This window comes from Actinomycetospora sp. CA-101289, from assembly GCF_050955895.1.
Classification (GTDB): domain Bacteria; phylum Actinomycetota; class Actinomycetes; order Mycobacteriales; family Pseudonocardiaceae; genus Actinomycetospora.
The window spans coordinates 945,925-970,023 of sequence record NZ_CP192093.1; the positions used below are offsets into that span (position 1 = coordinate 945,925).

The 24,099-nt window shown below is 76.2% G+C and carries 24 protein-coding genes; 9 read left to right on the forward strand and 15 right to left on the reverse strand.

Annotated elements, in window-relative coordinates:
• Positions 1–50: 50 nt before the first annotated feature.
• The 3 genes from ACQPX6_RS04715 to ACQPX6_RS04725 all read right to left on the reverse strand — a co-directional run bounded on the left by ACQPX6_RS04715 (position 51) and on the right by ACQPX6_RS04725 (position 3,291).
• Positions 51–1,019 (reverse strand): hypothetical protein, encoded by a 969-nt coding sequence (locus tag ACQPX6_RS04715; protein ID WP_433785787.1) that lies wholly within the window; start codon positions 1,017–1,019, stop codon positions 51–53.
• A gap of 151 nt (positions 1,020–1,170) precedes the next feature.
• Positions 1,171–2,163, reverse strand: a complete 993-nt coding sequence (locus tag ACQPX6_RS04720; RefSeq protein WP_433785789.1) for a helix-turn-helix transcriptional regulator — start codon at positions 2,161–2,163, stop codon at positions 1,171–1,173.
• Between the two features lie 33 nt (positions 2,164–2,196).
• A complete protein-coding gene (locus ACQPX6_RS04725) occupies positions 2,197–3,291 on the reverse strand; it encodes a YihY/virulence factor BrkB family protein (RefSeq protein WP_433785790.1) in 1,095 nt (364 codons plus the stop codon).
• A gap of 74 nt (positions 3,292–3,365) precedes the next feature.
• On the opposite strand from ACQPX6_RS04725, the gene ACQPX6_RS04730 reads away from it, so the two are divergent.
• The gene (locus tag ACQPX6_RS04730) at positions 3,366–4,466 is read left to right on the forward strand and encodes a DNA glycosylase AlkZ-like family protein (RefSeq protein WP_433785792.1); all 1,101 of its coding nucleotides are present in this window, start codon (positions 3,366–3,368) and stop codon (positions 4,464–4,466) included.
• A gap of 32 nt (positions 4,467–4,498) precedes the next feature.
• On the opposite strand, the gene ACQPX6_RS04735 is transcribed toward ACQPX6_RS04730, so the two are convergent.
• From ACQPX6_RS04735 to ACQPX6_RS04745, 3 genes are all read right to left on the reverse strand, one after another.
• Entirely contained in the window at positions 4,499–5,245 is a 747-nt protein-coding gene (locus tag ACQPX6_RS04735) for an SIR2 family NAD-dependent protein deacylase (RefSeq protein WP_433785794.1), read from the reverse strand.
• Positions 5,246–5,340: 95 nt separating this feature from the next.
• Positions 5,341–5,661, reverse strand: a complete 321-nt coding sequence (locus ACQPX6_RS04740; RefSeq protein WP_433785796.1) for an antibiotic biosynthesis monooxygenase family protein — start codon at positions 5,659–5,661, stop codon at positions 5,341–5,343.
• A gap of 10 nt (positions 5,662–5,671) precedes the next feature.
• The gene (locus ACQPX6_RS04745) at positions 5,672–6,574 is read right to left on the reverse strand and encodes an A/G-specific adenine glycosylase (RefSeq protein WP_433785798.1); all 903 of its coding nucleotides are present in this window, start codon (positions 6,572–6,574) and stop codon (positions 5,672–5,674) included.
• Between the two features lie 111 nt (positions 6,575–6,685).
• Between ACQPX6_RS04745 and ACQPX6_RS04750 the strand changes: the two genes are divergently transcribed.
• A complete protein-coding gene (locus ACQPX6_RS04750) occupies positions 6,686–7,576 on the forward strand; it encodes a DUF4232 domain-containing protein (protein WP_433785800.1) in 891 nt (296 codons plus the stop codon).
• Positions 7,577–7,582: 6 nt separating this feature from the next.
• Here ACQPX6_RS04750 and radA read toward each other — a convergent pair whose 3' ends face one another.
• Together radA and ACQPX6_RS04760 are read right to left on the reverse strand one after the other, a co-directional pair.
• The gene (gene radA, locus ACQPX6_RS04755) at positions 7,583–8,980 is read right to left on the reverse strand and encodes a DNA repair protein RadA (protein ID WP_433785801.1); all 1,398 of its coding nucleotides are present in this window, start codon (positions 8,978–8,980) and stop codon (positions 7,583–7,585) included.
• A 49-nt stretch (positions 8,981–9,029) separates the two neighbouring features.
• Positions 9,030–9,575 (reverse strand): hypothetical protein, encoded by a 546-nt coding sequence (locus tag ACQPX6_RS04760; protein ID WP_433785803.1) that lies wholly within the window; start codon positions 9,573–9,575, stop codon positions 9,030–9,032.
• A 218-nt stretch (positions 9,576–9,793) separates the two neighbouring features.
• Here ACQPX6_RS04760 and ACQPX6_RS04765 point away from each other — a divergent pair, with 218 nt between their 5' ends.
• From ACQPX6_RS04765 to ACQPX6_RS04785, 5 genes are all read left to right on the forward strand, one after another.
• Positions 9,794–10,276: a CarD family transcriptional regulator gene (locus ACQPX6_RS04765; RefSeq protein WP_116707106.1), complete on the forward strand. Its 483-nt coding sequence runs from the start codon at positions 9,794–9,796 to the stop codon at positions 10,274–10,276.
• Between the two features lie 34 nt (positions 10,277–10,310).
• On the forward strand, positions 10,311–11,003 hold the full coding sequence (ispD, locus tag ACQPX6_RS04770; RefSeq protein ID WP_433785804.1) for a 2-C-methyl-D-erythritol 4-phosphate cytidylyltransferase: 693 nt from the start codon (positions 10,311–10,313) through the stop codon (positions 11,001–11,003).
• Positions 11,000–11,464, forward strand: a complete 465-nt coding sequence (ispF, locus tag ACQPX6_RS04775; RefSeq protein ID WP_433785806.1) for a 2-C-methyl-D-erythritol 2,4-cyclodiphosphate synthase — start codon at positions 11,000–11,002, stop codon at positions 11,462–11,464. The genes ispD and ispF overlap by 4 nt, the downstream gene beginning before the upstream one ends.
• A gap of 73 nt (positions 11,465–11,537) precedes the next feature.
• Positions 11,538–13,079, forward strand: a complete 1,542-nt coding sequence (locus ACQPX6_RS04780; RefSeq protein WP_433785807.1) for a hypothetical protein — start codon at positions 11,538–11,540, stop codon at positions 13,077–13,079.
• Between the two features lie 7 nt (positions 13,080–13,086).
• Positions 13,087–13,899 carry an ESX secretion-associated protein EspG gene (locus ACQPX6_RS04785; RefSeq protein ID WP_433785808.1) on the forward strand — a complete coding sequence of 271 codons (813 nt, stop codon included), beginning with the start codon at positions 13,087–13,089 and terminating at the stop codon, positions 13,897–13,899.
• Position 13,900: 1 nt separating this feature from the next.
• On the opposite strand, the gene ACQPX6_RS04790 is transcribed toward ACQPX6_RS04785, so the two are convergent.
• The 3 genes from ACQPX6_RS04790 to ACQPX6_RS04800 are packed head-to-tail and all read right to left on the reverse strand — an operon-like array spanning position 13,901 to position 17,017.
• Positions 13,901–14,827, reverse strand: coding sequence for a VWA domain-containing protein (locus ACQPX6_RS04790; RefSeq protein ID WP_433785810.1), 927 nt, complete (start codon positions 14,825–14,827; stop codon positions 13,901–13,903).
• Between the two features lie 59 nt (positions 14,828–14,886).
• Positions 14,887–15,846, reverse strand: a complete 960-nt coding sequence (locus ACQPX6_RS04795; RefSeq protein ID WP_433785812.1) for an AAA family ATPase — start codon at positions 15,844–15,846, stop codon at positions 14,887–14,889.
• 46 nt (positions 15,847–15,892) lie between these two features.
• Positions 15,893–17,017: an NDMA-dependent alcohol dehydrogenase gene (locus ACQPX6_RS04800; protein WP_433785813.1), complete on the reverse strand. Its 1,125-nt coding sequence runs from the start codon at positions 17,015–17,017 to the stop codon at positions 15,893–15,895.
• A 163-nt stretch (positions 17,018–17,180) separates the two neighbouring features.
• Here ACQPX6_RS04800 and cysS point away from each other — a divergent pair, with 163 nt between their 5' ends.
• Together cysS and rlmB are read left to right on the forward strand one after the other, a co-directional pair.
• Positions 17,181–18,581: a cysteine--tRNA ligase gene (gene cysS / locus ACQPX6_RS04805; RefSeq protein WP_433785815.1), complete on the forward strand. Its 1,401-nt coding sequence runs from the start codon at positions 17,181–17,183 to the stop codon at positions 18,579–18,581.
• Between the two features lie 4 nt (positions 18,582–18,585).
• Entirely contained in the window at positions 18,586–19,623 is a 1,038-nt protein-coding gene (gene rlmB, locus ACQPX6_RS04810) for a 23S rRNA (guanosine(2251)-2'-O)-methyltransferase RlmB (protein ID WP_433785816.1), read from the forward strand.
• Between the two features lie 119 nt (positions 19,624–19,742).
• Here rlmB and ACQPX6_RS04815 read toward each other — a convergent pair whose 3' ends face one another.
• The 4 genes from ACQPX6_RS04815 to ACQPX6_RS04830 form a co-directional block, all read right to left on the reverse strand.
• Positions 19,743–21,377, reverse strand: a complete 1,635-nt coding sequence (locus ACQPX6_RS04815) for an adenylate/guanylate cyclase domain-containing protein (RefSeq protein ID WP_433785818.1) — start codon at positions 21,375–21,377, stop codon at positions 19,743–19,745.
• 80 nt (positions 21,378–21,457) lie between these two features.
• The gene (locus tag ACQPX6_RS04820; RefSeq protein WP_433785820.1) at positions 21,458–22,303 is read right to left on the reverse strand and encodes a metal ABC transporter permease; all 846 of its coding nucleotides are present in this window, start codon (positions 22,301–22,303) and stop codon (positions 21,458–21,460) included.
• Positions 22,300–23,094 (reverse strand): metal ABC transporter ATP-binding protein, encoded by a 795-nt coding sequence (locus ACQPX6_RS04825; RefSeq protein ID WP_433785822.1) that lies wholly within the window; start codon positions 23,092–23,094, stop codon positions 22,300–22,302. Before ACQPX6_RS04825 ends, ACQPX6_RS04820 begins: the two co-directional genes overlap by 4 nt.
• 10 nt (positions 23,095–23,104) lie before the next feature.
• Positions 23,105–24,040 (reverse strand): metal ABC transporter solute-binding protein, Zn/Mn family, encoded by a 936-nt coding sequence (locus ACQPX6_RS04830; RefSeq protein WP_433785824.1) that lies wholly within the window; start codon positions 24,038–24,040, stop codon positions 23,105–23,107.
• Between the last annotated feature and the right edge of the window lie 59 nt (positions 24,041–24,099).

Here is a 24,099-nt window from a genome sequence, read left to right on the forward strand (position 1 = left end):
CTCCGCTGACGATGAGTGTCCGCAACTCCGCTCCGTCGACACCCCGATCCTCAGGCGGAGTCCCTGAACAGCCTGATCCGCGGTGGAGGAAGGAGCCGGGCGATCTCGACCCCGGCCTGGAGGTCGGCGGCGACGCCGTCCGGGTCGTCCCGGCGCTGCGAAGGACGTGTGCTGAGGGCGTGCAGGCCGACCGCTCGGAGGCACCGCTGGCGCTCGACGGTCTCGCGGACCTGGTCCGGCGTCGCGAAGTGCTGCTCGACCGAGTCGATCTCCCACACGAAGCCGATCTCCTCGACGAGCCCGTCGACGATGGCGACGAAGCGTCCTCGCTCGTCGTACACCGTCACGTTCCACGAGATGGCGGGTAAGCCGTCGATGCTGTTCCAGAACTCCCGGGCCTCGAACTCGGCCGGGGACAGCACGCCGTCGTCGACAGCCGCGAGCACTCGGCGCGGCGCCGCCGTCCCTTTGCGCGACGCCCGGTCGAGCTCGACGCGCAGCATCTCCCCGGTCAGCATCCGCCGCTGCACCGCTTCGGTGAACAACGCGGCGATCGCGGCGAGGTCCTTCATGCGGCGAGCGTGGTCCATCAGGCACCGGGCGAGGGGAGCCACGGGTAGCCCGTCACGGAGAACCGCCTTCGGCATCCGGCGTGTCCTCTCCACGATGGCGTGGCCGGTGCTGGTGATCTGGCGATCGTTCGACACGAGTACGTGCACCGTCTCGAGATCGTGGCCCCGTCGCATTCCGTGGTGCCGGGCCGCGCCGAGACCGGTGAGGACGGCGCCCGGGCCGGCGTAGTGTAGCGCTGCGATCTCGAGCTCGCGTCGTGTCGGCGTGCCGTTGGACAGCTTGATGGTCGCGGGGAGCAGGAGCGTCCACGGACCGTCCGCCTGCGTACGCCGGTAGGTGGTGCGCTCGGGAACGCCCAGCCGGGCGAGTTCGCGGGCGCGGATGACTCCCTCCCAGCTGGCCGCGAGGAGTCCGGCGAGGTCGTTCCACCGCGTCCCGTGTCGCACGCCTCCACTGTCGATCTGGGACTCCCCATCGGTCACGCACTGGCTCTGGAGCCGGTGGACGCATGTGGCCGATGGGGACGGTGCCCGGCTCAGCGGATCGACGGAGCGCCATAGCGGACACTCATCGTCAGCGGAGCCGCTCCGCTGACACTCAGGGGTACAGGGCGGCCAGGGCGCGGGCAGTGTCGATCATCTGCTCGCGCAGGGCCGGGGGCCCGAGCACCTCGACGTCGGCGCCCAGGGCCAGGAGCTCCCCGCGGGCGTGGGCGATCGACTCGATCGGGATCACCGCGCGCACCCAGCCGTCATCGTCGGTCGGCCACGCGCCCTCGGCCAGCGCGCGGGCGGTGTGCGGGCTCAGGCGCACCGGGGCGAGCTCGAGCGCCCGCGGGGAGAAGCGCACGGTCGCCTCCGCCTGGTACAGCGCGTCGGTGAGCTCCTGGGTGCGCTGGTGCCAGTACTTCCAGAGGTCGAAGCCGTCGGGGCGCTCGAAGCGCACGTCGAGGGTCTCGAGGTCGAGGATGCGCGCGATCCGGTAGGTGCGCGGCGACGCGGCGGGCTCGCCGTGCGGCGAGGCCACGAGGTACCAGGTGCCGGCCTTGAGCACGAGCCCGAGCGGTTCGAGCTCGCGCTCCACCTCCGGCTCGCGCCCGCCGGTGGCCCAGCGCCGGTAGCGCACGCGCAGGACCCGCTGGTTCCACACGGCGTCGGCGACGCCCGTGAGCGTCGGCACCTGGTCGGCCTCGCGGAACCAGCCGGGGGCGTCGAGGTGGAAGCGCTCGGCGATCCGGCCGGCGCGGTCGGAGAGCTCGGTGGGCAGCGCCGCCTGGACCTTGAGCTGCGCGGCCACCAGCACCCGCCCGAGCCCCAGCTCGGCGGCCGCCTCGGGCATCCCCGACAGCGCGAGCGCGTCCGCCTCCTCGGCGGTCATGCCGGTCAGGTGAGTGCGGTAGCCGTCGAGCAGCGAGTACCCGCCGTCGGGCCCGCGGTCGGCGTAGACGGGCACGCCCGAGGCCGACAGCGCGTCCATGTCGCGGTAGATCGTGCGGATCGAGACCTCGAGCTCGTCGGCGAGCTCGCGCGCGGTGAGGCGCCCGCGGTTCTGCAGCAGGAGCAGCACGGAGAGCAGGCGGCTGGCGCGCACGGGTCAGTCGTACCCCATCCCTGACAGGTCCTGTCAGGCACGTCCCCCGTCCGGACCGACAGCTTCCACCGGCTGCCGATCCGGAGCGGCCCCACCTGCGTCCCCGGGCCCGTCGGGCTGGAGCTCGTCGGGGATGCCGTCACCGTCGTCGTCGCGCAGCAGCGGGTCGACGATGCCCGCGCGGGCGGCCTCGAGCTGCGCGGCCACGGCGACGCCCAGCAGCAGCGCGATGCCCGTCACCGTCGCCCAGAGCAGCAGCGCCATGACCCCGGCCAGCGGGCCGTAGGTGTCGCTGAAGTCCCCGGACACGGCCACGTACAGCGCGACGCACCCGGACGCGGCGAGCCACAGCACGACGGTCAGCCCGGCGCCGAGCGCGAGCCACGAGAGCCCCGGCTGGTGGCGTCGCGGCGAGTGCCGGAACAGCACGGTGACCGCGAAGAGCATCGCCGCGAGCCCCACCGGCCAGCGCAGGATGTCGAAGATCGTCTCGGCGACGTCGCCCCACCGGTAGACGTCCTCGACGGCGTCGCCGAGCGGCCCGCCGGCGATGATCAGCACCAGGCCCACCCCCAGCGCTGAGCCCGCGGTCAGCGTGAGCACCGCCGCCCGGGCGTACTTGCGGACGAACGGCCGGTCGCGCTCGGTGCCGTAGATGCGGTTGGTGCCGCGCTCGAGCTGGGCGATCGCGCTCGTCATGGCCAGGAACGCCGTCGTGAGGCCGAACGCGACGGCGAGCTCACCGACGTTCTCGCTGCGCGAGTCCTCGGGCTCGCCGTCCTCCTCGGGGAGCTCGGCGGGCCCGCGGGCGACGACGTCGGCGAGCAGCTGGTCCCCCGCGCCCGGGGACACCGCCACGACCGTGCGCGCGACGACCTGCGCCACCGACTCGGCGCCCACGGCCGTCGCCAGCCCGCTGCCGGCGATGACGAGCGGGACGATCGCCAGCGCGAGCTGCAGCGCGAACCCGCGGGCGTGGCTGAACCCGTCGCCGTAGCGGAAGCGCAGCAGCGCGGTGCGCAGCAGCGTGACCAGCCCGATCCCGCGGGCGGTGTGCCAGGCGTCGTCGGCCTGCAGGGCGTCACCGTCCATGTCCGTGGTGACGGGGACCGCGCGCACCGAGCTCACGGCGCCATCTTGCCCGGGATCCTGACGGAGGGTGTCACCCGCGGTGCGGCAGGCTGGCGCCCATGGTGGTGACGATGAGCCGCGAGCAGGTGATGGCGCACCGGGTGGCCGCCCAGGGGCTGCACCGCGACCGGCCCGCGGCGGTGGGCGCGCTGGCCGCGCTCGGCATCCAGGACGCGGGGCCCACGGCCCGGCTCGCGCTGGCCGCGCGCACGGACGGCGACCCCGACCCGGTCGCCCACGGCCTCGTGGACGGGTGGACCCACCGCGGTGCCCCGCACCACCACCCGCCCGTCGAGCGCAACGCGATCGCCCTCGCCGCCCGCCCGTTCGACCACACCGACGCGGCCGCGCGGCTGCACTGGAGCGGCCCCGAGCAGCAGCGCGTGGGCATCCCGGCGCGCGAGGCGATCGACCGGGCCGCCGACGCGCTCGCCGAGGTCGTCACCGAGCCCATCACCAAGGGTGCCGCCAGCGGCGCGGTGACCAAGCTGCTGCCCGACGCGCTGCTGCGCGACTGCCGGCCGTGCGCCTGCGTCCACATCAACGAGCAGCTCATGCGGCTCTCGGCCCTGCCCGTCGGCGTCGGGCTGGACGCGACCGGCAAGACGCTGCTGCTCACGCCGCCGCCGACGGGTTGGGAGCGCCCGGTCGACGGCGACCCGGCGCAGGCCGCGCGGCTGGTGCTCGCCTACCTGCGGGTCCTCGGTCCGGCCGGGCCCCGCGAGGTCGCCGACTTCGTCGGGACGTCGGCGAAGGCGTTCGCCCCGGCGTGGGAGGCGGCGCTGCCGGTGCTGGCCGAGGTCCGCGTCGGCGACCGGGCGGCGTGGCTGCCGGCCGACGACCTCGACGCCGCCCTCGACGCCCCCGAGCCCGACCTCGTGCGCTTCCTGCCGCCCTGGGACCCGATGCTCCAGGCCCGCGACCGCGAGCTGCTCGCGCCCGACGCCGGCGTGCGCAAGGAGCTGTACAAGATCATCGGTAACCCGGGGGCCCTGCTGGCGGGCGGCGAGATCGTCGGCACCTGGCGGCCCCGCGCGTCGGGCAAGCGCCTGACCCTCGAGGTCAGCCTGTTCGGCCCGCTCGAGCCCGACCTCCGCGCACGACTGGACGACGAGGCCGAACGCGTCGCCGCCGCGCGGGGGCTACGCCTGGCGGGGCTGAGTGGGGTGTGAGCGCTTGCCCGTGCCTGAGCACGGGCAAGCGCTCACGAGCGCGCAGCGCCAAGCGCCTCGAGGGTCGCGCGGGCGCCGGCGGCCAGGGAGACGCCGCGGTCGTGACGGATGTCCGGCTCGCGGACGTTGATGCGGATCAGCGCGCCGGACGCTGCGGATGCGAGCTCGGCGTGCCGGCGCACGGTGGGCACCGCGGTACCGGCGCCCAGCTCGACCACGACCAGCCGTGACGCGTCGCGGGCCCGCAGCCACGCGCGGTGGGCGTCCTCCTTGGCGGCGTGGTGCCCGGGCACCCAGGCCCCGTCGCCGAACATGAGGATGTTCGGCCGCGCCACCGCCCCGCACCGCGGGCAGGCCGGCAGCGGCGGGCGGGCGCGCATCGACTCCTCGTCGATCGCGAGGTCGACGTCGTCGGCCGGCCAGGTGCCCTCGTGGCAGGGCCGGGTGCACTGCAGCATCCCGATCGCGCCGTGGCACTCGGTCACGTCGTCGTCGGCGAACCCGGCGGCCTGGAACGCCCCGTCGACGTTGGACGTGAACACCCGTGTCGGCAGGCGCTCGGCCCACCGGCGCAGCACCGCGAACCCGTCGTGCGGGACGGTGCGTCGGTAGAGCGCGAGCCGGTGGCCGTAGAAGCCCCACGCGAGCTCGGGGTCGGCGTCGAAGTGCTCCGGGTCGGCGATCTCCTCGAAGCGCAGGCCGAGCCGCCGGTAGGGCGGGTAGGCGCGCCAGAAGCCCTCGGGGCCGCGGAAGTCGGGCAGCCCGGAGTCCACGCCCATCCCGGCGCCGGCGCAGATCAGGAGCGCGCCGGCGCCGTCGAGCAGCGCCGCCGCGGCGGCGACGCCGGCGGGGTCGGGCGCGGGTGGCGCCTCGCTCAGGACTCGCCGCCGCCCTTGCCGACCGACAGGGCGACCTCGAACTGCAGCAGGTCCGCCCCGGTGGCGACGGGCTGGGCGCGCTGGCCGCTGTGCGCGGCCTCGGCGGCGCCGCCGGTGCGCCAGGCCTCGAAGGCCTCGTCGGACTCCCACCGGGTGTAGACGAAGTACCGGTGCTCGCCCTCGATGGGGCGCAGCAGCTCGTAGCCGAGGAAGCCGGGCGTGGCCAGCATGCTGTCGCCGTGGGCGGCGAAGCGCTTCTCCAGCTCGGGCCCGCTGTCCTCGGGGACGTGGATAGCGTTGATCTTCACGACGGCCATGGCCACCAGCCTACGTCTCGCCGGGCAGCGCGAAGCGGCCGTCGGCGAGCTGCTCGACGAGCCCGTCGACGAGCAGCGAGTCGAGGCACCGGGCGCGCTGGGCGGGGTCGGTGAGCCACGCGGCGTCGAGCTCCGGAGCGGGCACCGGACCCGTCGCGTCGCGCAGCACCGCGAGCAGCCGTCCGCGCACCTGGCGGTCGGTGCCGGCCCAGGTCTGCGCGCGGCGCACCGGCCCGTCCCACGCCGGGCGCCCGCGCCGCTGCCACGCGCAGTGCGCGAGCACGGGGCAGTCGGCACACCGCGGACCGCGCGCGACGCACACGGTCGCGCCGAGCTCCATGAGCGCCGCCGACATGGTCGCCGCGTCGGCGTCGTCGCCGGGCAGCAGCACCTCGACGTCGGCCAGGTCCCGCGTCGCGGCCGCGCCCGCCTCGGCCTGCCCGTGCACCGCGCGGGCGACGACGCGGCGGACGTTCGTGTCGACCACCGGCACCCGGCGGCCGTAGGCGAAGGCGGCGACGGCGCGGGCGGTGTAGGTCCCGATGCCGGGCAGCGACTCCAGCGTCGCGACGTCGGCGGGGACCACGTCGCCGTGCTCGGCGGCGACGGCCTGCGCGGCCGCGTGCAGCCGCAGTGCGCGCCGCGGGTAGCCGAGCCGCCCCCACGCGCGCAGCACGTCCGCGGCCGGCGCGGCGCCCATGGCCGAGGGGCGGGGCCAGCGCTCGAGCCACTCGCGCCACGGCCCCTCGACCCGCGCGACGGGTGTCTGCTGCAGCATGATCTCCGAGACCAGCACGCCCCACGCGGTCGTCCCCGGGCGGCGCCACGGGAGGTCGAGGGCGTGCGCGCGGAACCAGGGCACGAGGACGTCGGCCAGGGTGCCCGGGGACGTCCCGGCGGTGGTGGTGGCCATCGACCGCCGATCCTGCCCGGGGCACCCGCCGTCGCCACCGTCGGGTGAAACGGTCCGGGCACGGCGTGGTGAAGGGTCGCCGAACACGAGCGCGAACCTACTTTCCGTGACGTGCTGGAGCCGGTCGGACCACTGGCGCCGTCGGTGTACTGGCGGCGGCGGTCCGTGGCGCTGGGTGTCGTCGTCGTCGTGTTCGGCCTGCTCTTCTGGGGTGTGACCGGCGGGGGCGGCGAGCCCGAGCCCGCCGCGGTCGAGGCCCGCGCGCGGGCGGCGGCGATGGCCGGGACGCCGGGTGAGGACGCTCCCGGGCCCGTCGAGGCCGCCCTGCCCACCTCGCCCCCGGGGGTCGCGGGATCGCCGGTGGCCCCGGTGCTCCCGCCCGGCGACGCCCCCGGCATCCCCCCGACCCCGGGGCCCGACGCCGCGCTCTTCGCGCCCCCGGGCGGCGACGGCTTCCGCGGCCTCCCGCAGGGCGTCCCGACCGGCTCGGCCGGTCCGCTGCTCTCGACCCCGACGGCCACGGCGGCCCCGACCGCGGCGGCCCCCGCCGAGACGCCCCCGACGACCGCGCCCCCGGTGGAGGCGACCCCCGCGAGCGAGCCCGCCCCCGGTCCTTGCGCGGACGGCGACCTGCGCGTGACCGCCCGCACCGACGCGACGACCTACCCCGCCGGGCAGAAGCCGGTGCTGAGCCTCGTGGTGACCAACACCGGCGCCGTGCCCTGCGTGCGCGACCTCGACGCCGCGAAGCAGGCCGTCGCCGTCGTGCGACAGCCCGGCGACGGGCTCTGGGGCAGCAACGACTGCTCGCCCGGCGACACCGACGACGTGCGCACGCTGCGACCCGGCGAGGAGGCGGTGTTCTCGGTGCGCTGGTCGGGGCGCACGTCGACGCCGGGCTGCGCGGGGGAGCGGACGGTGGTGCCGCCGGGCACCTACCAGCTCATGGCGCGCCTGGACGGGATCGTCAGCGAGCCCGTGGCGTTCACGCTCGCGGGCTGACCCGCCTCAGACCTGCGAGCGCTCGAGGCCCACCCGCCCGAGCGCCTCCACGAGGTCGTCGACGGCCACCGAGACTAGGCCCGGCGGCGACCGGACCTCGCCCGGCGGGACGAGCGCCCGGCTGACGCCCAGCCGGCCGGCCTCGGCGAGGCGACGCTCGAGCCCCACGACGCGGCGGATCTCCCCGCCGAGCCCGACCTCGCCGATGGCCACGAGCCCCGAGCGCACCGCCTCGCCGCGGAACGCCGACGCGATGGCCAGCGCCACCGCCAGATCGGACGAGGGCTCGCGCAGCCGCATGCCGCCGACGGTGGCGACGAACACGTCCCGGTCGTAGAGCCGCATCCCGCAGTGCTCCTGGAGCACCGCGAGGATCACCGCGACGCGCCCGGCGTCGAGGTCGGACACGACACGGCGGGGCGGGGCGCTCTCGGAGCCCCGCTTCGCGACCAGCGCCTGGACCTCGGCCATGAGGGGCCGCTTGCCCTCCATGGTGACCGTGACCGCCTGGCCCGCGACCGTGCGCTGGAGGCCGCCGGTGAACAGGCCCGACGGGTCGGTGACCTCGGCGATGCCGGCCTCGTGCATCTCGAAGCACCCGACCTCGTCGGCGGCCCCGAAGCGGTTCTTCAGTCCGCGCACCATCCGCAGCGCCGAGTGCCGCTCGCCCTCGAACGACAGGACGACGTCGACGAGGTGCTCGAGCGTGCGCGGCCCGGCGATGGCCCCGTCCTTGGTGACGTGCCCGATGAGCACCACCGGGAGGTCGCGCTGCTTGGCCAGGGCGACCAGGGCCGTGGTGACCGCGCGGACCTGAGAGACGCCGCCGGGCGTGCCGTCGACGGTGGGCGTGCCGACGGTCTGCACCGAGTCGACGACGAGCAGCTCCGGGTCGACCGCCTCGACGTGCGCCGCGACCTCCTCGAGGTCGGCGGTGGCCGAGAGGAACAGGTGCGGCGCGAGCGCCCCCGTGCGCTCCGCACGCAGCCGGACCTGGCCCGCCGACTCCTCGCCCGTGACGTACAGCACGGTGGCACCGGCGCGCGCCCGCTGCGCCGCGACCTCGAGCAGGAGTGTGGACTTCCCCACCCCCGGCTCGCCCGCGAGCAGCACGACGACGCCGGGGACCAGGCCTCCACCCAGCACGCGGTCGAGCTCGCCCACCCCGGTGGGCCGGGCCCGCGCCGTCTCGAGGTCGACCTCGCTGATCAGCCGGACGGGGCTGGACGGCCGGGCGGACGGCGACGGCGGCACCCCGGAGCGCCCGGCGGGACCGGCCGCCGGCATCTCGGGCGCCTCCTCGACCGTGCCCCAGCCCCCGCACTCCGGGCAGCGCCCCACCCACTTCGCGGTGGCGTGGCCGCAGGCGGTGCACTCGAAGCGGGCGGCGCGGGTCCGGGGCATGTCGGCACCGTAGGCCGGACCCCCGACAGCGGTGGCCGGGTCGGGCGGGTCAGCCCTCCGAGGGCCCGGCCCCGACCACGATGACGGGGATCGTCACGGCGCCGGCGCGCTCGAAGGTGAAGGTCACCGCGTAGGTGGGCCCGGCGCGGAGCTGCTGGGTGACGCCGGTGAGCACCACGCGCATCGAGGCCGTCAGACCGCGGTTCGCCGGGTCGGAGGGGCCGGCCGGGCCGGGCTCGGCGCCGAGGATGCGCACCGCGTTCTCGCCCGGGACGACCGCGGAGCCCTCGACGCGGGCGCCCACCGCGTACGGCGTCGTCACCGACACGAGGCGGTCGGGCTCGGCGCCCTCGTTGATGATCGTGCCGCGGATCGGCACCTCGGCGCCCGAGGGCACGGTCTCGGTGGGGCCGGAGTCGATCGAGACGTCCTGCAGCACCATGGCGCCGACCGCGCCGCGGGCACCGGCGGCCTGGGAGACGATCGTGTCGGTCTGTGTGACGGTCCCGGCGCTGCAGCCCCCGAGCGCGAGCCCGGCGGTCAGCAGGGTCGCGACGACGATCGCCGGTCGGGTCCCGCGCGGGCGGCGGCTCATGATGCGGAGCGTCCTCTCGGGCGTGCGGCAGGCTCTCTCGGGCAGCGACACCCTAGTACCAGCCCCGCGCTCCGGCCCTTCGGGAGCGGGCCCCCACCGGGCCGAGCACGGCGCAAGCCGACTTGTCAAGTCCCTGACCTGCGAAGACGGCGCAATCCCCTGCGATGCCCGCGCGGCGGGCGTGTTAATCTGGAAAGAGCGAAAGGGGCTCGGGACACATGGTTTTCAAGGTCGGCGAGACCGTCGTCTACCCGCACCACGGTGCCGCTCTCATCGAGGCCATCGAGACCAGGACGATCAAGGGCGAGGAGAAGAAGTACCTCGTCCTCAAGGTTGCCCAGGGCGACCTGACCGTCCGGGTCCCCGCGGACAACGCCGAGATCGTCGGCGTCCGCGACGTGGTGGGCCAAGAGGGTCTGGACCGGGTGTTCGAGGTGCTGCGTGCGCCGCACACCGAGGAGCCGACCAACTGGTCGCGCCGGTACAAGGCGAACCTCGAGAAGCTCGCGTCGGGCGACGTGAACAAGGTGGCCGAGGTCGTCCGCGACCTCTGGCGCCGCGAGAAGGACCGCGGCCTGTCCGCGGGCGAGAAGCGGATGCTGGCCAAGGCGCGTCAGATCCTGGTCAGCGAGCTGGCGCTCGCGGAGGGCACCGACGAGGTGGCCGCCGAGTCGCTGCTCGACCAGGTCCTGGCTTCCTGACCGGCGTCGCGACGGTGACGGTGCTGCGGACGCGGTGACCGTCGCCGCGATCGTCCCGGCGGCGGGGCGAGGTGAACGGCTCGGCCTCGGCCGGCCGAAGGCCCTCGCCGTCGTGGGCGGTCTGACGCTGGTGGCCCGCGCCGTGGACGGTCTCGTCGCCGGCGGGGTGGACGTCGTCGTGGTGGCCGCGCCACCCGGCGACGAGGACGCGGTGCGGTCCGCGCTCGGTCATCGCTGCGCGACGGTGGTGACGGGCGCGGACGACCGCGTCGGCTCCGTCGACGCCGCCCTCGCCGCGCTGCCCGCCGACACCGAGGTGGTGCTCGTGCACGACGCCGCCCGCTGCCTGTGCCCGCCGGACGTGGTGCGCGCGGTGGTCGACGCCGTGCGCGCCGGACACGCGGCCGTGGTGCCGGCGATGGCTGTCGCCGACACGCTCAAGCGCACCGGCCCGGCCGGCGAGGTGACCGCCACCGTCGACCGGTCCGGCCTGGCCGCCGTGCAGACGCCCCAGGGCTTCGCGGCGACGACGCTGCGCGCGGCCCACGATCGCGCTCGCGCCCGCCGCGAGGCCGGCGAGCCGCCCGCGGCGACGGACGACGCCGGCCTCGCCGAGGACCTCGGCGTCAGCGTGGTGACGGTTCCGGGCGACCCACGCGCGTTCAAGGTGACCACCCCGCTCGACCTCGCGATGGCCGAGGCGTTGGTCGTGGCGGGGTCGGCGTGAGGGTCGGTATCGGTACCGACGTGCACCCGGTCCGCCCCGGCGTGCCGTGCTGGGTCGCGGGCCTGCTCTGGGAGGGCGTCGACGGCTGCGCCGGGCACTCCGACGGCGACGTCGCCGCCCACGCGTTGTGCGACGCGGTGCTCTCGGCGGCGGGCCTCGGCGACGTCGGCGCGGTGTTCGGGACGGGCCGACCCGAGTGGGCGGGCGCGTCGGGCGTGCGGTTGCTCACGGAGGTCCGCGGGCTCGCGGTCGCCGAGGGCTGGGCGCTCGGCAACGCCGCGGTGCAGGTGATCGGCAACGCCCCGCGGATCGGTACGCGGCGCGACGAGGCGCAGGCCGTCCTGTCCGCGGCGCTCGGCGGGCCGGTCGCGGTCTCGGGGACCACCTCGGACGGCCTGGGGCTCACCGGGCGCGGCGAGGGGCTGGCGGCCGTGGCGACCGCGCTGCTCGTCCCGGCCTGATCCTCGCGGGTTCTCCCGAACCGCACCCACGCGCCGCGGCGACTGCCTAACCTCGCGACGAGGGGAGGCGCCGGTGTTCACGACCAACTGGGGGAGCTGGTCCCACCAGGCGATCTACGACGCCCTCCACGGCGCCGACCAGGGGCGCGACGGCTTCCGCGAGGCCGGGGGCACGTGGGGCGCCCTGGCGGGGCGCATGGTCGCCGTCACCGACGCCATCGGCCGCGCCAACACCACCCTGGGCGCCGTCTGGAAGGGCGCGGCGCAGGAGGGGGCGACGGAGGCGATCCGGCCGCTGAGCCCGTGGGTCGACAGCGCGCGGGAGGCGGCGGGCACCGTCCAGATCGCCGGGCAGCAGCAGGCCGACCGGCTCCGGGGCACCCGGGACGCGGTGCCGCCGCCCACCTACTCGTCGTGGATGGACGCGGGCGTCGAGGGTTTCCTCGACGGCAGCTCGCTGTCCACCGCGGGCCTGGCGACCCTGCCGGGCGGCCCCGGCGTCGTGCTCGGCACCGCCGGGGACGACATCTACCGGGCGATCACGCGGCAGCAGGACGAGGAGCGCGCCGCGCAGCAGGCCATGGACCGTTATCAGGAGACCAGCAAGCCGCAGATGGCGGCGCTGCCGAAGTTCGCCGGTCCCGGGGCCAACGGTGTCGAGCCGTCCGTGCCCGGGGGTGGCGGCGACGGCGGTGGCGGGGGCGGCGGAGGCGGTGGTGCTCCGGGCGGCGCCGGCGTGCCCGGGGTCGGTGGGGTGCCCGGCGCGGGTGCCGGTGGTCTCCCGGGGGCGGGTGCCGGCGGCGTGCCGGGCGTCCCGGGGGCCGGTGCCGCGCCGGACGGCACCACCGGATCGGGTGACGCGCCGGACGCTGGGCTGCCGGGTGACGCCGGCGGGCCGGGCGCGCCGGACGTCGACGCCACCCCGTCGGGGCCCTCGTCGACCACCACGGCGGGTGCCGCGCCCGTCCCGACCGTGCCGGGGCTGCCGGGCACGGGCGGCGCGCCCGCCGCCGGCGGCGTCCCGGGTACCGGTGCGCCCGGCGGCGGCGCGGGGGCCGGGGGGACGTTCCTGCCGCCGGTGGGCGGGGTGCCGGGCACGGGCGGAGGCGCCGGTGCCGGCGGGCGCCTCCCGCCGGGGTCGGCCACCGGCACGACCCCCGGCGGCGCCGGACGCGCCGGCCTCCCGGGGCTGCCCGGCGCCGGGAGCGCCGGCCGGGGAGGAGGACTCGGCGGCGGGGTGGTCGGTGGTGCCGGCGGCCTGCCGGGGACGCGGGCGCCCGGGGTGGCGGTCGGCGCCGGGGAGGCCGGTGGAGGAGGTCTCGGGGGCGGTTCATCGAGTGGCGGCCGCTCGGGCGGCCTCGGGGGCGTGGCGGGCCTCGGCGAGGGCGCGCGTGCCGGGGCCGGGGGTGGCGCCACGGCCGAGACGGCCGCGGTCCGCGCTGCCGGAGCGGCCGAGGGACGCGGCGGGGGCGTCCCGATGGTGCCGCCCGCCGGCATGGTCGGCGGCCAGGGCGGCGACGGCCGGCATCGCCGGCCCGACTACCTCACCGAGGACGACCCCGACGCCATCGCGGGCGCGCTGCCCGCCACCGCGCCGCCGGTGATCGGGGAGTGAGCGCCGGGTGAGCACCGCCGCCTCCACCCGGCCGGCCGGGCGCTCCGTCGGCGTCCGCCTCGACCTCGGCCAGTACCTCGCCCTGTGGCGTCACCTCGGGCTCGGGGAGCGTCCGGCAGCGCTCTACGTCCGCGACCACGGCGCGACCCACGAGGAGCGCGACGCCCTCGACGCGGCCGCGTGGTGGCGTCTCGGGGCCCGCGGGCTGCTCGACCACCGCGGGGCGCCCGACGCCGGCCTCGCCGACGCCCTCGCCGTCCTCGCCCGCCCGGCCCGCGAGGTGGACGTCGTCGTGCAGGCGCCGGGCGCCGAGCCGCACACCGTGTGCGCGGTCGCCCGGGGCGGGCTGGGGCTCGTGGCGCGCCTCGAGGACGGCGGGCTGCTGGTGGAGCCGGCCGACCCGCACGACCTCGCCGGCTCCCTGCTCGCGCGCCTGCCCGACGCGCGCCCGGCGCCCGGCGTCGCCATGTCCCTGCCCGCGGAGGCCCTGTTCGGCAAGGGGCTCTCGCTCGACGAGCGCTCCCGGCGGCTGCGGCGCGCGGGGGTGTCGCCGCACCGGGTGGAGCGGCTCCGCACCTTCTGGTCCCGCCCGCCCGACCGCGCGATGACCTTCGGCGTCGCCGCCCGCGACCCGCACGGGCGACCGCACCGCGGCGCACGCACCGTCACCGTCCTCGACACCGCCGCGGGCCGCGTGTCCTGGGGCCTCGACCCCACGGGCCGCCACGTCCTCGTCCACCCCCTGGACCGGCCGCGGCTGCGCACCGAGCTGGGCAAGCTCCTCGACGCGCACGTCGGGGAGGTGGCCCGCGGGCGGTAGCTCAGCGCAGCACGGCGCGCACGGCCGCCGGGGCGTCCGACGGGCGGTGCAGCGGCACGGAGCGCCCGCCGCCCGCCGCGGCGAGGCGGGCGCAGGAGATCCGCGCCTCCTCGTCGTCGACGGTCACCAGCGTGTGCACGCGCGCGGCGCCCGCGGCCGCGGCGATGGGGGCCGGGTCCTCGCCCTCGTTCCACGCGCCGTCGGTGAGTACGAGGACGTCGGCGTGCGGGACGCGCGCGGCCGTGGCCTGGGCGAGCGCGGTGCGCAGGCCGAGCGCGAGGTCGGTGGTCGAGCCCCCGCGCAGGTCGAGCAGGGCGTCGAGCACGACGGACGGGGCGGCGGGGGAGTGCAGGTGGCGCAGCACCACCGCGCGCGACCAGAAGGCGACGACGGCGAGCTCGTCGTCGGTGCGCAGGCCCGCGGCCAGCGCGCCGGCCGTGGTCACCGCGGTCGTGAGCGGCTTCCCGGCCACCGACCCCGACGCGTCGACCAGCAGCACGAGCGCCCGGCCCGGCGAGCGCCAGCCGCGCCAGCGCAGGTCCTCGGCACGGATGGGGCGGTGCTCCAGCGAGCGTTCGAGCGTGGCGTCGAGGTCCAGGTCGAGACCCTCGCCGGCCACGGTCGCGAGCCGGCTCGACCCGCGGCGCTGCGTCTCGCCCGCCCGCGCCGGGGGCACGAGCAGGCGCACCGCGAGTCGTCGCGCCTTCGCGCGCAGCGCCGGGTCGGTGGCGCGCCCGAGGTCGGCGAGCAGGTCGACGGCGGCGTCGGGGTCGGCGTCGTAGGCCCCGGCCATGGCCGCCTCGTCGAGCACCCCGACGGTCGGCGTCACCTGCTGGAGGTCGTCGTGGCGGCGCTGGAGGTCGGCGCGGGTCTCGGTGCGCCGCGCCTGGTCGCGCAGGAGCTCCTCGACCTCGCGCGGGTCGGACACGACGCGGGGCGGGGCCCCGGGCGACCGGCCCGGTTGCTGCGGGGGCGGGTCGCCGGGGCTCAGGCTTTTCCCGCGTCACCGTCCCCGGAGCCGTCCTGCTCGTCGGCGGGCGCGCTCGCGGCCCACAGCTCGGCGACGACCTCCTCGACCGTGCGCGTCGAGCCCTCGAGCAGCTGCACGCGCCCGGACAGCGCGGCCAGGGCGGCGTCTGTCCCGGTGGTCTCCGCGCCGGCGGCGAGACGCCCCGCGAGCCCGACCTCGCGCAGCTCGGCGAGCGACGCGGCGACGGCCACGAGGTCCAGCGCGCCGCGCACCGACGACCCCAGGCGCAGGTCGGGGTGCGCGCGGGTGGCGCGCGTGGCGCGGACGGCACGCTCGAGGAAGCCCGCGTCGACGACGCCGTGGTCGCGGCGCACGATCGCGGTCTCCTCGTCGGCGTCCTGGTGGACGAACCCGACGCGGCACGACCGGTCGTAGAGCGCCGGCGTGATGCGCCCCGTGCCGACCGCGTCCGACGGGTTCATGGCCGCGACCAGCCGGAAGCTGGGCGCGGCGTCGACGATCCCGAGGCGCGGCACGTGCAGGCGGCGCTCGGAGAGCACCCCGAGGAGCACGTTGAGCGTCTCCTCGGGGACCCGGTTGAGCTCCTCGACGTAGAGCAGGGCGCCCGAGGTCAGCGCGCGCACCAGCGGGCCGGGCACGAAGTTCTCGGGCCGGTAGTCCTCGGTGAGCACGCGGGAGGGGTCGTGGTGGCCGACGAGGCGGGCCGGCGAGAGCTCGGCGTTGCCCTCGACCAGCTCGAGGCCGACGCCGGCGCCCTCGGCGAGCGCGCGCAGCAGGGTGGTCTTGCCGGTGCCCGGCGGACCCTCGAGCAGCACGCTGCGCCCGGCGGCGAGCGCCGCGGCGATCACCTCGGACTCGCGCACGCGCCCGACCACCGACGCGCGGGCGGCGTCGATCATGGAGCGGACCGGCAGCGAGCCGGCGGTGGGCAGACCGGGGGCGGCCCCGGGGTCCACGAGGGACACCGGGGCCGCTGAACCGTTGATCAAGGTCGTCGATACCTCAGTCGAAGATCAGGACGCCGCGGATGTTCTTGCCGGCGTGCATGTCCTCGTAGCCCTGGGCCACCTCGTCGAGCTTGTACTGCTTGGTCACGAGCTCGTCGAGCTTGAGCTTCCCGTGGTTGTAGAGGTCGAGCATCTTCGGGATGTCGGCGCGCGGGTTCGACGAGCCGAAGAGCGAGCCCTTGAGCTTCTTCTCGAAGAGGGTCAGCTCGCCGATCGGGATCGGCACCCCCACCTCGGTGATGTCGCCGAGGCCGGTGACGATCACGGTGCCCTGCTTGCGGATCGAGGAGAACGCCTCGCCGACGTGCTCGGGCTTGGTGACGCCGATGGTCACGATGGAGACGTCGGCGCCCTGGCCGTTGGTGAAGCCCTGGGCGATCTCGGTGGCCTCGGACATCGACTCGACGGCGTGGGTGGCGCCGAGCTCGAGGGCCTTCTCGCGCTTGAACGCCACCGGGTCGACGGCGATGACGTTGGCCGCGCCGGCGTGGGCCGCGCCCTGGACCGCGTTGGCGCCGATGCCGCCGATGCCCTGGATGATCACCGTGTCACCGGGCTGCACGTCGCCGGTGTTCACCGCGGAGCCCCAGCCGGTGCCCACCGAGCAGCCGAGCAGGCAGGCGACCTCGAGCTTGGTGTCCTCGGGGACCTTGATGGCCGAGTCGACCGCGACGGTCGTGTACTCGGTGAAGGTGCCGATGCCGCACATCTGGCCGACGTTGCTGCCGTCCTCGAGGTGCAGGCGCGTCGACGGGTCGTCCCAGCGGGTGCCGGCGAGCAGGCCCGCGCCGAGGTCGCAGAGGTTCGAGTGGCCGGTGGCGCACCAGCGACACTTGCCGCAGGCGGGCAGGAACGAGAAGACGACCTTGTCGCCCACCTCGAAGCCCTTGGTGTTCGGCCCGACCGACTCGACGATGCCGGCGCCCTCGTGCCCGCCCGCGAACGGGTAGGTGCCGACCGGGATGTCACCGGTGGCGATGTGGTCGTCCGAGTGGCACAGACCCGAGGCGACCATCTTCACCCGGATCTCGTCCTGCCGCGGGTCGTCGACCTCGACCGTGGCCGTCTCGTACTTCCCGGGGGCCTGTCGAACGAGGGACGTGCGGCACGTGATGGACAACGCTGACCACTCCTTGCGTAGTGAGACCGTCGAATGATGCGCACGACTCTATGGCTCCCCTCACACGTTGGGAAGAGGGTGACCGAACGATCGGTCGGTCGGCTGACGGCGGGCTCACCGACGGGTCGGCGGGGCGGATCCGGCGTTCCGTAGGATCCGGACGGTGAGCCTGCACCTGTACGACACCGCACGACGCGAGCTGCGGGAGTTCCGTCCGCAGCGCGCCGGCACGGCGTCGATCTACGTGTGTGGCGCCACCGTGCAGGGCGTGCCCCACGTGGGCCACGTCCGGTCGGGTCTGGACTTCGACGTCCTGCGCCGCTGGCTCGCGCACAGCGGCTACGACGTGCTGCTCGTGCGCAACGTCACCGACATCGACGACAAGATCCTCACCAAGGCCGCGGCCGCCGGCCGGCCGTGGTGGGAGTGGGCCGCGACCCACGAGCGCGCGTTCGCCGCGGCGTACGACGCCCTGGGCTGCCTGCCGCCGTCGGTGGAGCCGCGCGCGACCGGCCACGTCACCGAGATGGTCGAGCTGATCGAGCGGCTGATCGAGGGCGGGCACGCGTACGCGGTGGACGGAGACGTCTACTTCGCGGTGAGCACGTGGCCGTCCTACGGCGAGCTGTCCGGCCAGCGCATCGACGAGATGGAGCAGGGCGAGGGCAGCGACACGCGCGGCAAGCGCGACGCCCGCGACTTCACGCTGTGGAAGGCGGCCAAGCCGGGCGAGCCGGACTGGCCCACCCCCTGGGGCCGCGGACGCCCGGGCTGGCACCTCGAGTGCTCGGCGATGGCCACCCACTACCTCGGCCCGCGCTTCGACATCCACGGTGGCGGCCTCGACCTCGTGTTCCCGCACCACGAGAACGAGCTCGCCCAGTCGCGCGCCGCGGGCGACGGGTTCGCCGAGTACTGGATGCACAACGCCTGGGTGACGATGTCCGGCGCCAAGATGTCCAAGTCGCTGGGCAACACACTGACCATCCCGGCGGTGCTCGAGCGCGTGCGCCCGGTCGAGCTGCGCTACTACCTCGTCGCGCCGCACTACCGCTCGACGGTGGAGTTCTCCGAGCACGCGCTGGCCGAGGCCGCCGCGGCGTACCGGCGCATCGAGGCGTTCGTGCACCGCGTGCACGACCGCGTCGGCGCCGTCGAGGTCGGGCGGATCGCCGACGCGTTCGCCGCGGCGATGGACGACGACGTCGCCACGCCCGCGGCGCTCGCCGAGGTGCACGAGACCGTGCGGCGCGGCAACGCGGCCCTCGACGCGGGGGAGCGCGCGGACGCGCTGGCCGCCGCGTCGGCGGTGCGGGCGATGACCGGCGTCCTCGGGCTCGACCCCGTCGTCTGGGCCGACGGCGCGACGGGCGGCGGGGCCGCCGACGCCGCGCGCCAGGCCCTGTCGTCGCTGGTCGAGTCGCTGCTCGACCAGCGCATCCGCGCCCGCGGCGAGCGCGACTTCGCCCGTGCCGATGCCCTGCGCGACGAGCTGACCGCCGCCGGCGTCGCCGTCGAGGACACCGCCGACGGGCCCACCTGGTCACTCAAGGACGGTGCGTAGATCCATGGCCGGCAATTCCCGCCGCCCCGGTGCCCGGCGCAAGCCGGGGACGAAGAAGGGCCCGACCAAGGGCTCGGGCGGCAAGGGCAAGCGCAGTCTCGAGGGCAAGGGCCCGACCCCGCCCGCCGACAAGCGCCCCAACCACAAGTCCTACCGCAGCGACGGCGCCTCGTCGTCGGCCTCGCCGGCGCGCGCGTCGGCCTCGGCGCCGCGGCGGCCCGCGGGTGAGGACCGGGGGCGCCGCCCCTCGTCGCGCCGCGAGGACCCCGACGGCCCGCAGACCGTGCTCGGGCGCAACCCGGTGGTCGAGAGCCTGCGCGCCCACATCCCCGCCACCGCGCTCCACGTCGCGCAGGGCATCGAGGTCGACGACCGGGTGCGCGAGTCGATCCGCAGCGCCTCCGAGCGCGGGATCTCGGTGCTCGAGGTGCCGCGCGTCGACATCGACCGGATGGCCGACGGCGCCGTGCACCAGGGCCTCGCGCTCACGGTGCCCGCGTTCGAGTACCTGCACCCCGACGACCTGCTCGAGGAGGCCCGCCAGCGCGCCCACCTCGCGCGCGTCGAGCCGCTGCTCGTGGCCCTCGACGGCGTCACCGACCCCCGCAACCTCGGCGCCGTCCTGCGCTCGGCCGCGGCCTTCGGCGCGCACGGCGTGCTGCTGCCGCTGCGCCGCTCGGTGGGCGTGACCCCGGTGGCGTGGCGGACCTCGGCGGGCGCGGCGGCGCGCATCGCGGTCGGGCGCGCGACCAACCTCAGCCGCACGCTGGGCGCCTGGCTCGACGAGGGCCTCGTCGCGGTGGGGCTCGACGGCGAGGCGCCGGCCGACATCGACCACCTCGACGACGTCGCGGGCCCGGACGCCGCCCGCGGGCCGCTGGTGCTGGTCGTGGGCTCGGAGGGCAAGGGCCTCTCGCGCCTCGTGCGGGAGACGTGCACGGGGTCGGTGTCGATCCCCATGGCCGGCGACGTGGAGTCGCTCAACGCGTCCGTCGCCGCCGGCGTGGCCCTGGCGGACGTGGCGCGGCGCCGGCGGGCGTGACCGCCCGGAGTCGGTGATCAGCAGGTCGAAAAGCACCTCCGGAGGGGTCGTTCCGGTGCCTTTCGACCTGGTGATCACTGGGTGACGCGTGCTGCTCGGGACGCGCACCGACGGCCCGCCTATCCGAGCGAAGGTGCCCTTCGGTCGGAATCCTCGCGCGCCTCGTCCTCGCGCGCCCCGTCCTCACGCCCCGCGCCCGGCCCCACCGTGCAGGCCTCGGCGTGCTCGCCCGGCACGGCGATCTCGGTGTCCTCGTCCCGCCCCCGCAGGGCGCGCGTGCCCACGACCCGCCAGTTCCTCGCCTCGTCGCCCGCGCGCTCCAGCGCCGCGCCGGACGCCACGACGCAGCCCTCGATCTCCTTGGCGACCTCCGTGAGGCGCGCGGCCTCGTTCACCGGGTCGCCGATCACCGTGTACTCGTAGCGCCGGGTGTCGCCGATGTTCCCGGCGACGGCCTCGCCCGCCGACACCCCGATGCCGGCGCTCACCCCGTCGAGCTCGTCGGCGATGCGCCGGCCCAGCTCGCGACCCGCGCGCAGGGCGCAGCCGGCGGCGTCGTCGAGCGCGGTCGGCGCCCCGAACACGGCCAGCGCCGCGTCGCCCTCGAACTTGTTGATCCAGCCGTCGTGCTGCTCGACGACGTCGATGACCACCGCGAAGAACGCGTTGAGCATCTCGACGACCTCGGTCGGCGGGCGAGTGGCGGCGAGCTGCGTCGACCCGACGAGGTCGACGAACAGCACCGCGACCTCGCGGACCTCGCCGCCGAGCTCGACGTCGTTCTCCAGCGCCGTCCGCGCGACGTCCTCGCCGACGTGGCGGCCGAACAGGTCGCGCACCCGCTCGCGCTCGCGCAGCCCGGCGACCATGGTGTTGAAGCCGGCCTGCAGCAGGCCCAGCTCGGTGGTGTCGAACACGGGGACCTCGGCGTCGTAGTCGCCGTCCTCGACCCGCCGCTGCGCCCGGCGCACCGCGAGCACCGGCGCGGCGGTGGACATCGCGGTGAGCACGGTGACGAGGAACCCGACGACGAGCGCGACCCCGCCGAGCACCACCACGACGAGCGCGAGCCGGTCGACGGTGTAGCCGCCGAACACCCGCGCGGCGGCCGCCGCGAGCACCACCCCGGCCAGCGGGACGGCGGTGCCCATCACCCACGAGCCCACGGCGCGCAGCGCGACGCCGGGCAGGATGCGGTCCTCGGGCGGCTGGTCGTCCAGCACCCGCGCGACCTCGCGGCGCAGCACGCGCTCGACGAGCCGGTAGGTGACGGCGACCGTCGCGAGCCCGCCGAGGGCCACCGTCACCCCGACCGACATGCCCAGCCGCGGGCTGGTGAAGACGTTGATCAGCACGAACAGCACGAGCGCCGCGACCCACAGCACCGTCTGCACGGTGGCGAGGCGCAGCGGGCCGCGCAGCACCACGCGCCGCACGCGCTTGCGGTGCCGGCGCACCGTCGTCGCGTCGGCGCCCGGCCCGGGGGCGCGGGGCACGCGCATCCGGAGGTGCCCCCACACCACGCCGACCAGCACCGCGCCGAGCAGGTAGCCGCCGAACGCGACGAGGTTGCGCATCAGCGCACCCGGGTCGTCCTCGGTGAGCTCGCCGAGCGGCAGCACCCACGCGGCGACGACGAGCACCACGCCCGCGCCCACGATGTTGGGCGTGACGACGACGAGGCCGAGCGCGAGCCGCGTGACGAGCCGCAGACCGCGGTCCTCGGGCGCCGCATCGCTGGACGCACCGTTCATGCACGGAGTGTAGCGGGGAGAGTGGCGTTCAGCGCAGTCACCAGGCCCGACCGGCGACGACGATCACGCCCCGCAGCGGGTCAGCCCGCGGCGACCGCGACCCGTCCCCACCGGGCCCGGACGGCGCCGAGCACCCGGCACACGAGGTAGATCGCGAACGCGATCGAGGCGACGAACGGGCTGATCGGCAGCCCGGCGACGAGCGAGATCAGGATCCCGCCGATCACCGCGACTTCGGCGAACACCACGGCGAGCACGGTGGCCAGGGTCGGCGAGGCCGTCAGCTGCGCGGCTGCGGCGGCCGGGGTGATGAGCAGGCAGAGCACCAGCAGGGCGCCGACGATCTGCACCCCGAGCGCGACCGTCACGCCGAGCAGGACCGCGAACACGATCGACAGGGCCCGCACCGGGACGCCGCGGGCGGCGGCCATGTCGGGGTCGAGGCTCGCGAACAGCAGCGGCCGGTGCACCACCGAGAGCACGACGAGCACGACCACCCCGACGACGGTCAGCGCGAGGACGTCGCCGACGTCCACGCCGACGATCTGGCCCACGAGCAGGCCGAACTTGTTCGCCGAGCGCCCGGTGTAGAGCGCCTGGAACAGCACGCCGAGCCCGAGCCCGAACGAGAGCAGCACCCCGATGACCGCGTCGCGCTCGCGCTGCGCGCGTCCCAGGGCGCCGAAGACCAGCGCGACCAGTACCGCCCCCACGAGCGCACCCCAGCCGACCGCGTCGCTGCCGAACACCAGCAGCGCCCCGGCCCCGCCCGCGAACGCCAGCTCCGCGGTGCCGTGCACCGAGAACGCCATGCCCCGGCCCACGACCAGCGGGCCGAGCAGCCCGGAGAGCACCGCGAGCACGACGCCCGCGATCAGCGCGTTGCGCACGAAGTCCAGGGAGAGGAGGTCGAGGGTCGAGGTCACGAATGGCCCCCGGTGGGGACGAGACGGTCCTCCGCGCCGACGACGAGGATGCGGTCCCGCACCCGGACGACCTCGACGTCGGTGCGGTAGAGCTCCGAGAGCGTCTCCGACGTCATCACCTCGTCGGGCGTACCGACGCGGAACTGCCCGTCGACGAGGTAGAGCACCCGGTCGGTGACGGGCAGCACGGGGTTGAGCTCGTGGGTCACGAACACCACCGCGGTGCCGTGCTCGCGGCGGCGGCGCTCGATCAGCTCGACGACGGTGCGCTGGCGGGCGAGGTCGAGGGACAGCAGCGGCTCGTCGGCCAGCAGCAGGCCGGGGTCGCCGACGAGGGCCTGGGCGATGCGCAGGCGCTGCTGCTCGCCGCCCGACAGGGCGCCGACCGGGGCGTCGGCCCAGTCCAGGGCGTCGACCTGCAGCAACGCCTCCCGCACCCGCCGGGCCCGCTCGGCGCGCCCGCGGAAGGCCGGCCCGAACCGGTGCCCGTCCAGGCCCAGGCCGACGAGGTCGCGCCCGCGCAGCGGCGTCAGCGGGTCGACGTTCTTCTGCTGCGGGACGTAGCCGACCGTCGGGCTGCCCCGCCGCGGCGGGCGCCCGCCGACCTCGCACGTCCCCGCCGACAGCCCGAGCAGGCCGAGCAGCACCATCAGCAGCGTCGTCTTGCCCGACCCGTTGGGCCCGAGCACGGTGACGAACTCGCCGGGGGCGACGTCGAGGTCGAGGCCCGACCACAGGGTGCGGCCCCCGCGCCGGACCTCGGCGCCCGACAGGCGGATGGACGGGGTCACGCGCTGGTCCTCACGCCGGCGCGCCGTCCAGCGCGCGGGCGAGCTCGGTGCCGGTGCCGCTGTACCACGGCAGGTAGTCCAGGCCGGCGGGCAGCGTCTCGGTCACGTTCACCACGGGCACGCCGGCGCCGCCCGCGGCGTCGCGCAGGCCCATGGTGAGCGGGGTCTCGGTCTGCGGGTTGAACACCAGCGCGGTGACGCCCCGGCCCGTGACCAGCTGGGTCGCCTCGGCGAGGGTGGCCGCCGGCGGGTCGGTCTCGTTCTCGATCGCCTCGCTGAACGCCGGCGGCGTCGCGTCGGCGACGCCTGCGGTGGCCAGCAGGTAGTGCGCGATCGGCTCGGTGGCCAGCACGCGCGAGCCCGGGCGGGCCGGTCCGATCGCGGCGACGCGGGCGGCCTCGGTGTCGACCTGCCCCGAGAACGCCGTCGCCCGCTCGCGCAGCGCCGTGGCCTGCGACGGCTCGACGGCGGCCAGCCGGTCGGCCACCTGGGTCACCACGCCCTTGACCGCGGTCGGGTCGAACCACACGTGCTCGTTTTCCTGCGCCTGGTCCCCGCGCAGCGCGAAGGCCTCGACCGACCGCCCGCGCAGGGCGGGGTCGCCGTCGAGGATCTGCTCGACCCACTCGTCGTAGCCGCCGCCGTTGACCACCACGAGGTCGGCGCCGGCGATCGCCGCGGCGTCGGCGGGCGTGCTCTCGTAGGAGTGCGGGTCGGCGGCCGGGTCCTGGATGATCGAGCGCACCTCGACCCCGGGCCCGGCGACCGCGCTCGCCACCGCCCCCCACACGTTCGTCGTGGCCACGACCTTGAGGGTCCGCCCCGGCGCGGCGCCGTCCGACGGCGGGGTCTGCGGGGCGGGCGCACCCCCGCCGCACCCGGCGACGAGGAGCAGTGCGCCCACGAGCACGGCGAGCACGGCGGTCGGGCGGGCGCGGACGGACACGGCTGACTCCTCGGTACGGCGGCTCCGACGGCCGTAACGATAACGGTTATCAGTTGCCG

Coding starts and splice junctions, on each gene's coding strand:
- ACQPX6_RS04735 (WP_433785794.1), bottom strand. CDS start 5,245: ATGGGCGTGGACTCCGGGCTGCCCGACTTCCGCGGCCCCGAGGGCTTC.
- ACQPX6_RS04760 (WP_433785803.1), bottom strand. CDS start 9,575: ATGAGCCGCCGCCCGCGCGGGACCCGACCGGCGATCGTCGTCGCGACC.
- radA (WP_433785801.1), bottom strand. CDS start 8,980: ATGCCCCGGACCCGCGCCGCCCGCTTCGAGTGCACCGCCTGCGGCCAC.
- rlmB (WP_433785816.1), top strand. CDS start 18,586: ATGGCCGGCAATTCCCGCCGCCCCGGTGCCCGGCGCAAGCCGGGGACG.
- ACQPX6_RS04765 (WP_116707106.1), top strand. CDS start 9,794: ATGGTTTTCAAGGTCGGCGAGACCGTCGTCTACCCGCACCACGGTGCC.
- ACQPX6_RS04740 (WP_433785796.1), bottom strand. CDS start 5,661: ATGGCCGTCGTGAAGATCAACGCTATCCACGTCCCCGAGGACAGCGGG.
- ACQPX6_RS04815 (WP_433785818.1), bottom strand. CDS start 21,377: ATGAACGGTGCGTCCAGCGATGCGGCGCCCGAGGACCGCGGTCTGCGG.
- ACQPX6_RS04730 (WP_433785792.1), top strand. CDS start 3,366: ATGAGCCGCGAGCAGGTGATGGCGCACCGGGTGGCCGCCCAGGGGCTG.
- ACQPX6_RS04745 (WP_433785798.1), bottom strand. CDS start 6,574: ATGGCCACCACCACCGCCGGGACGTCCCCGGGCACCCTGGCCGACGTC.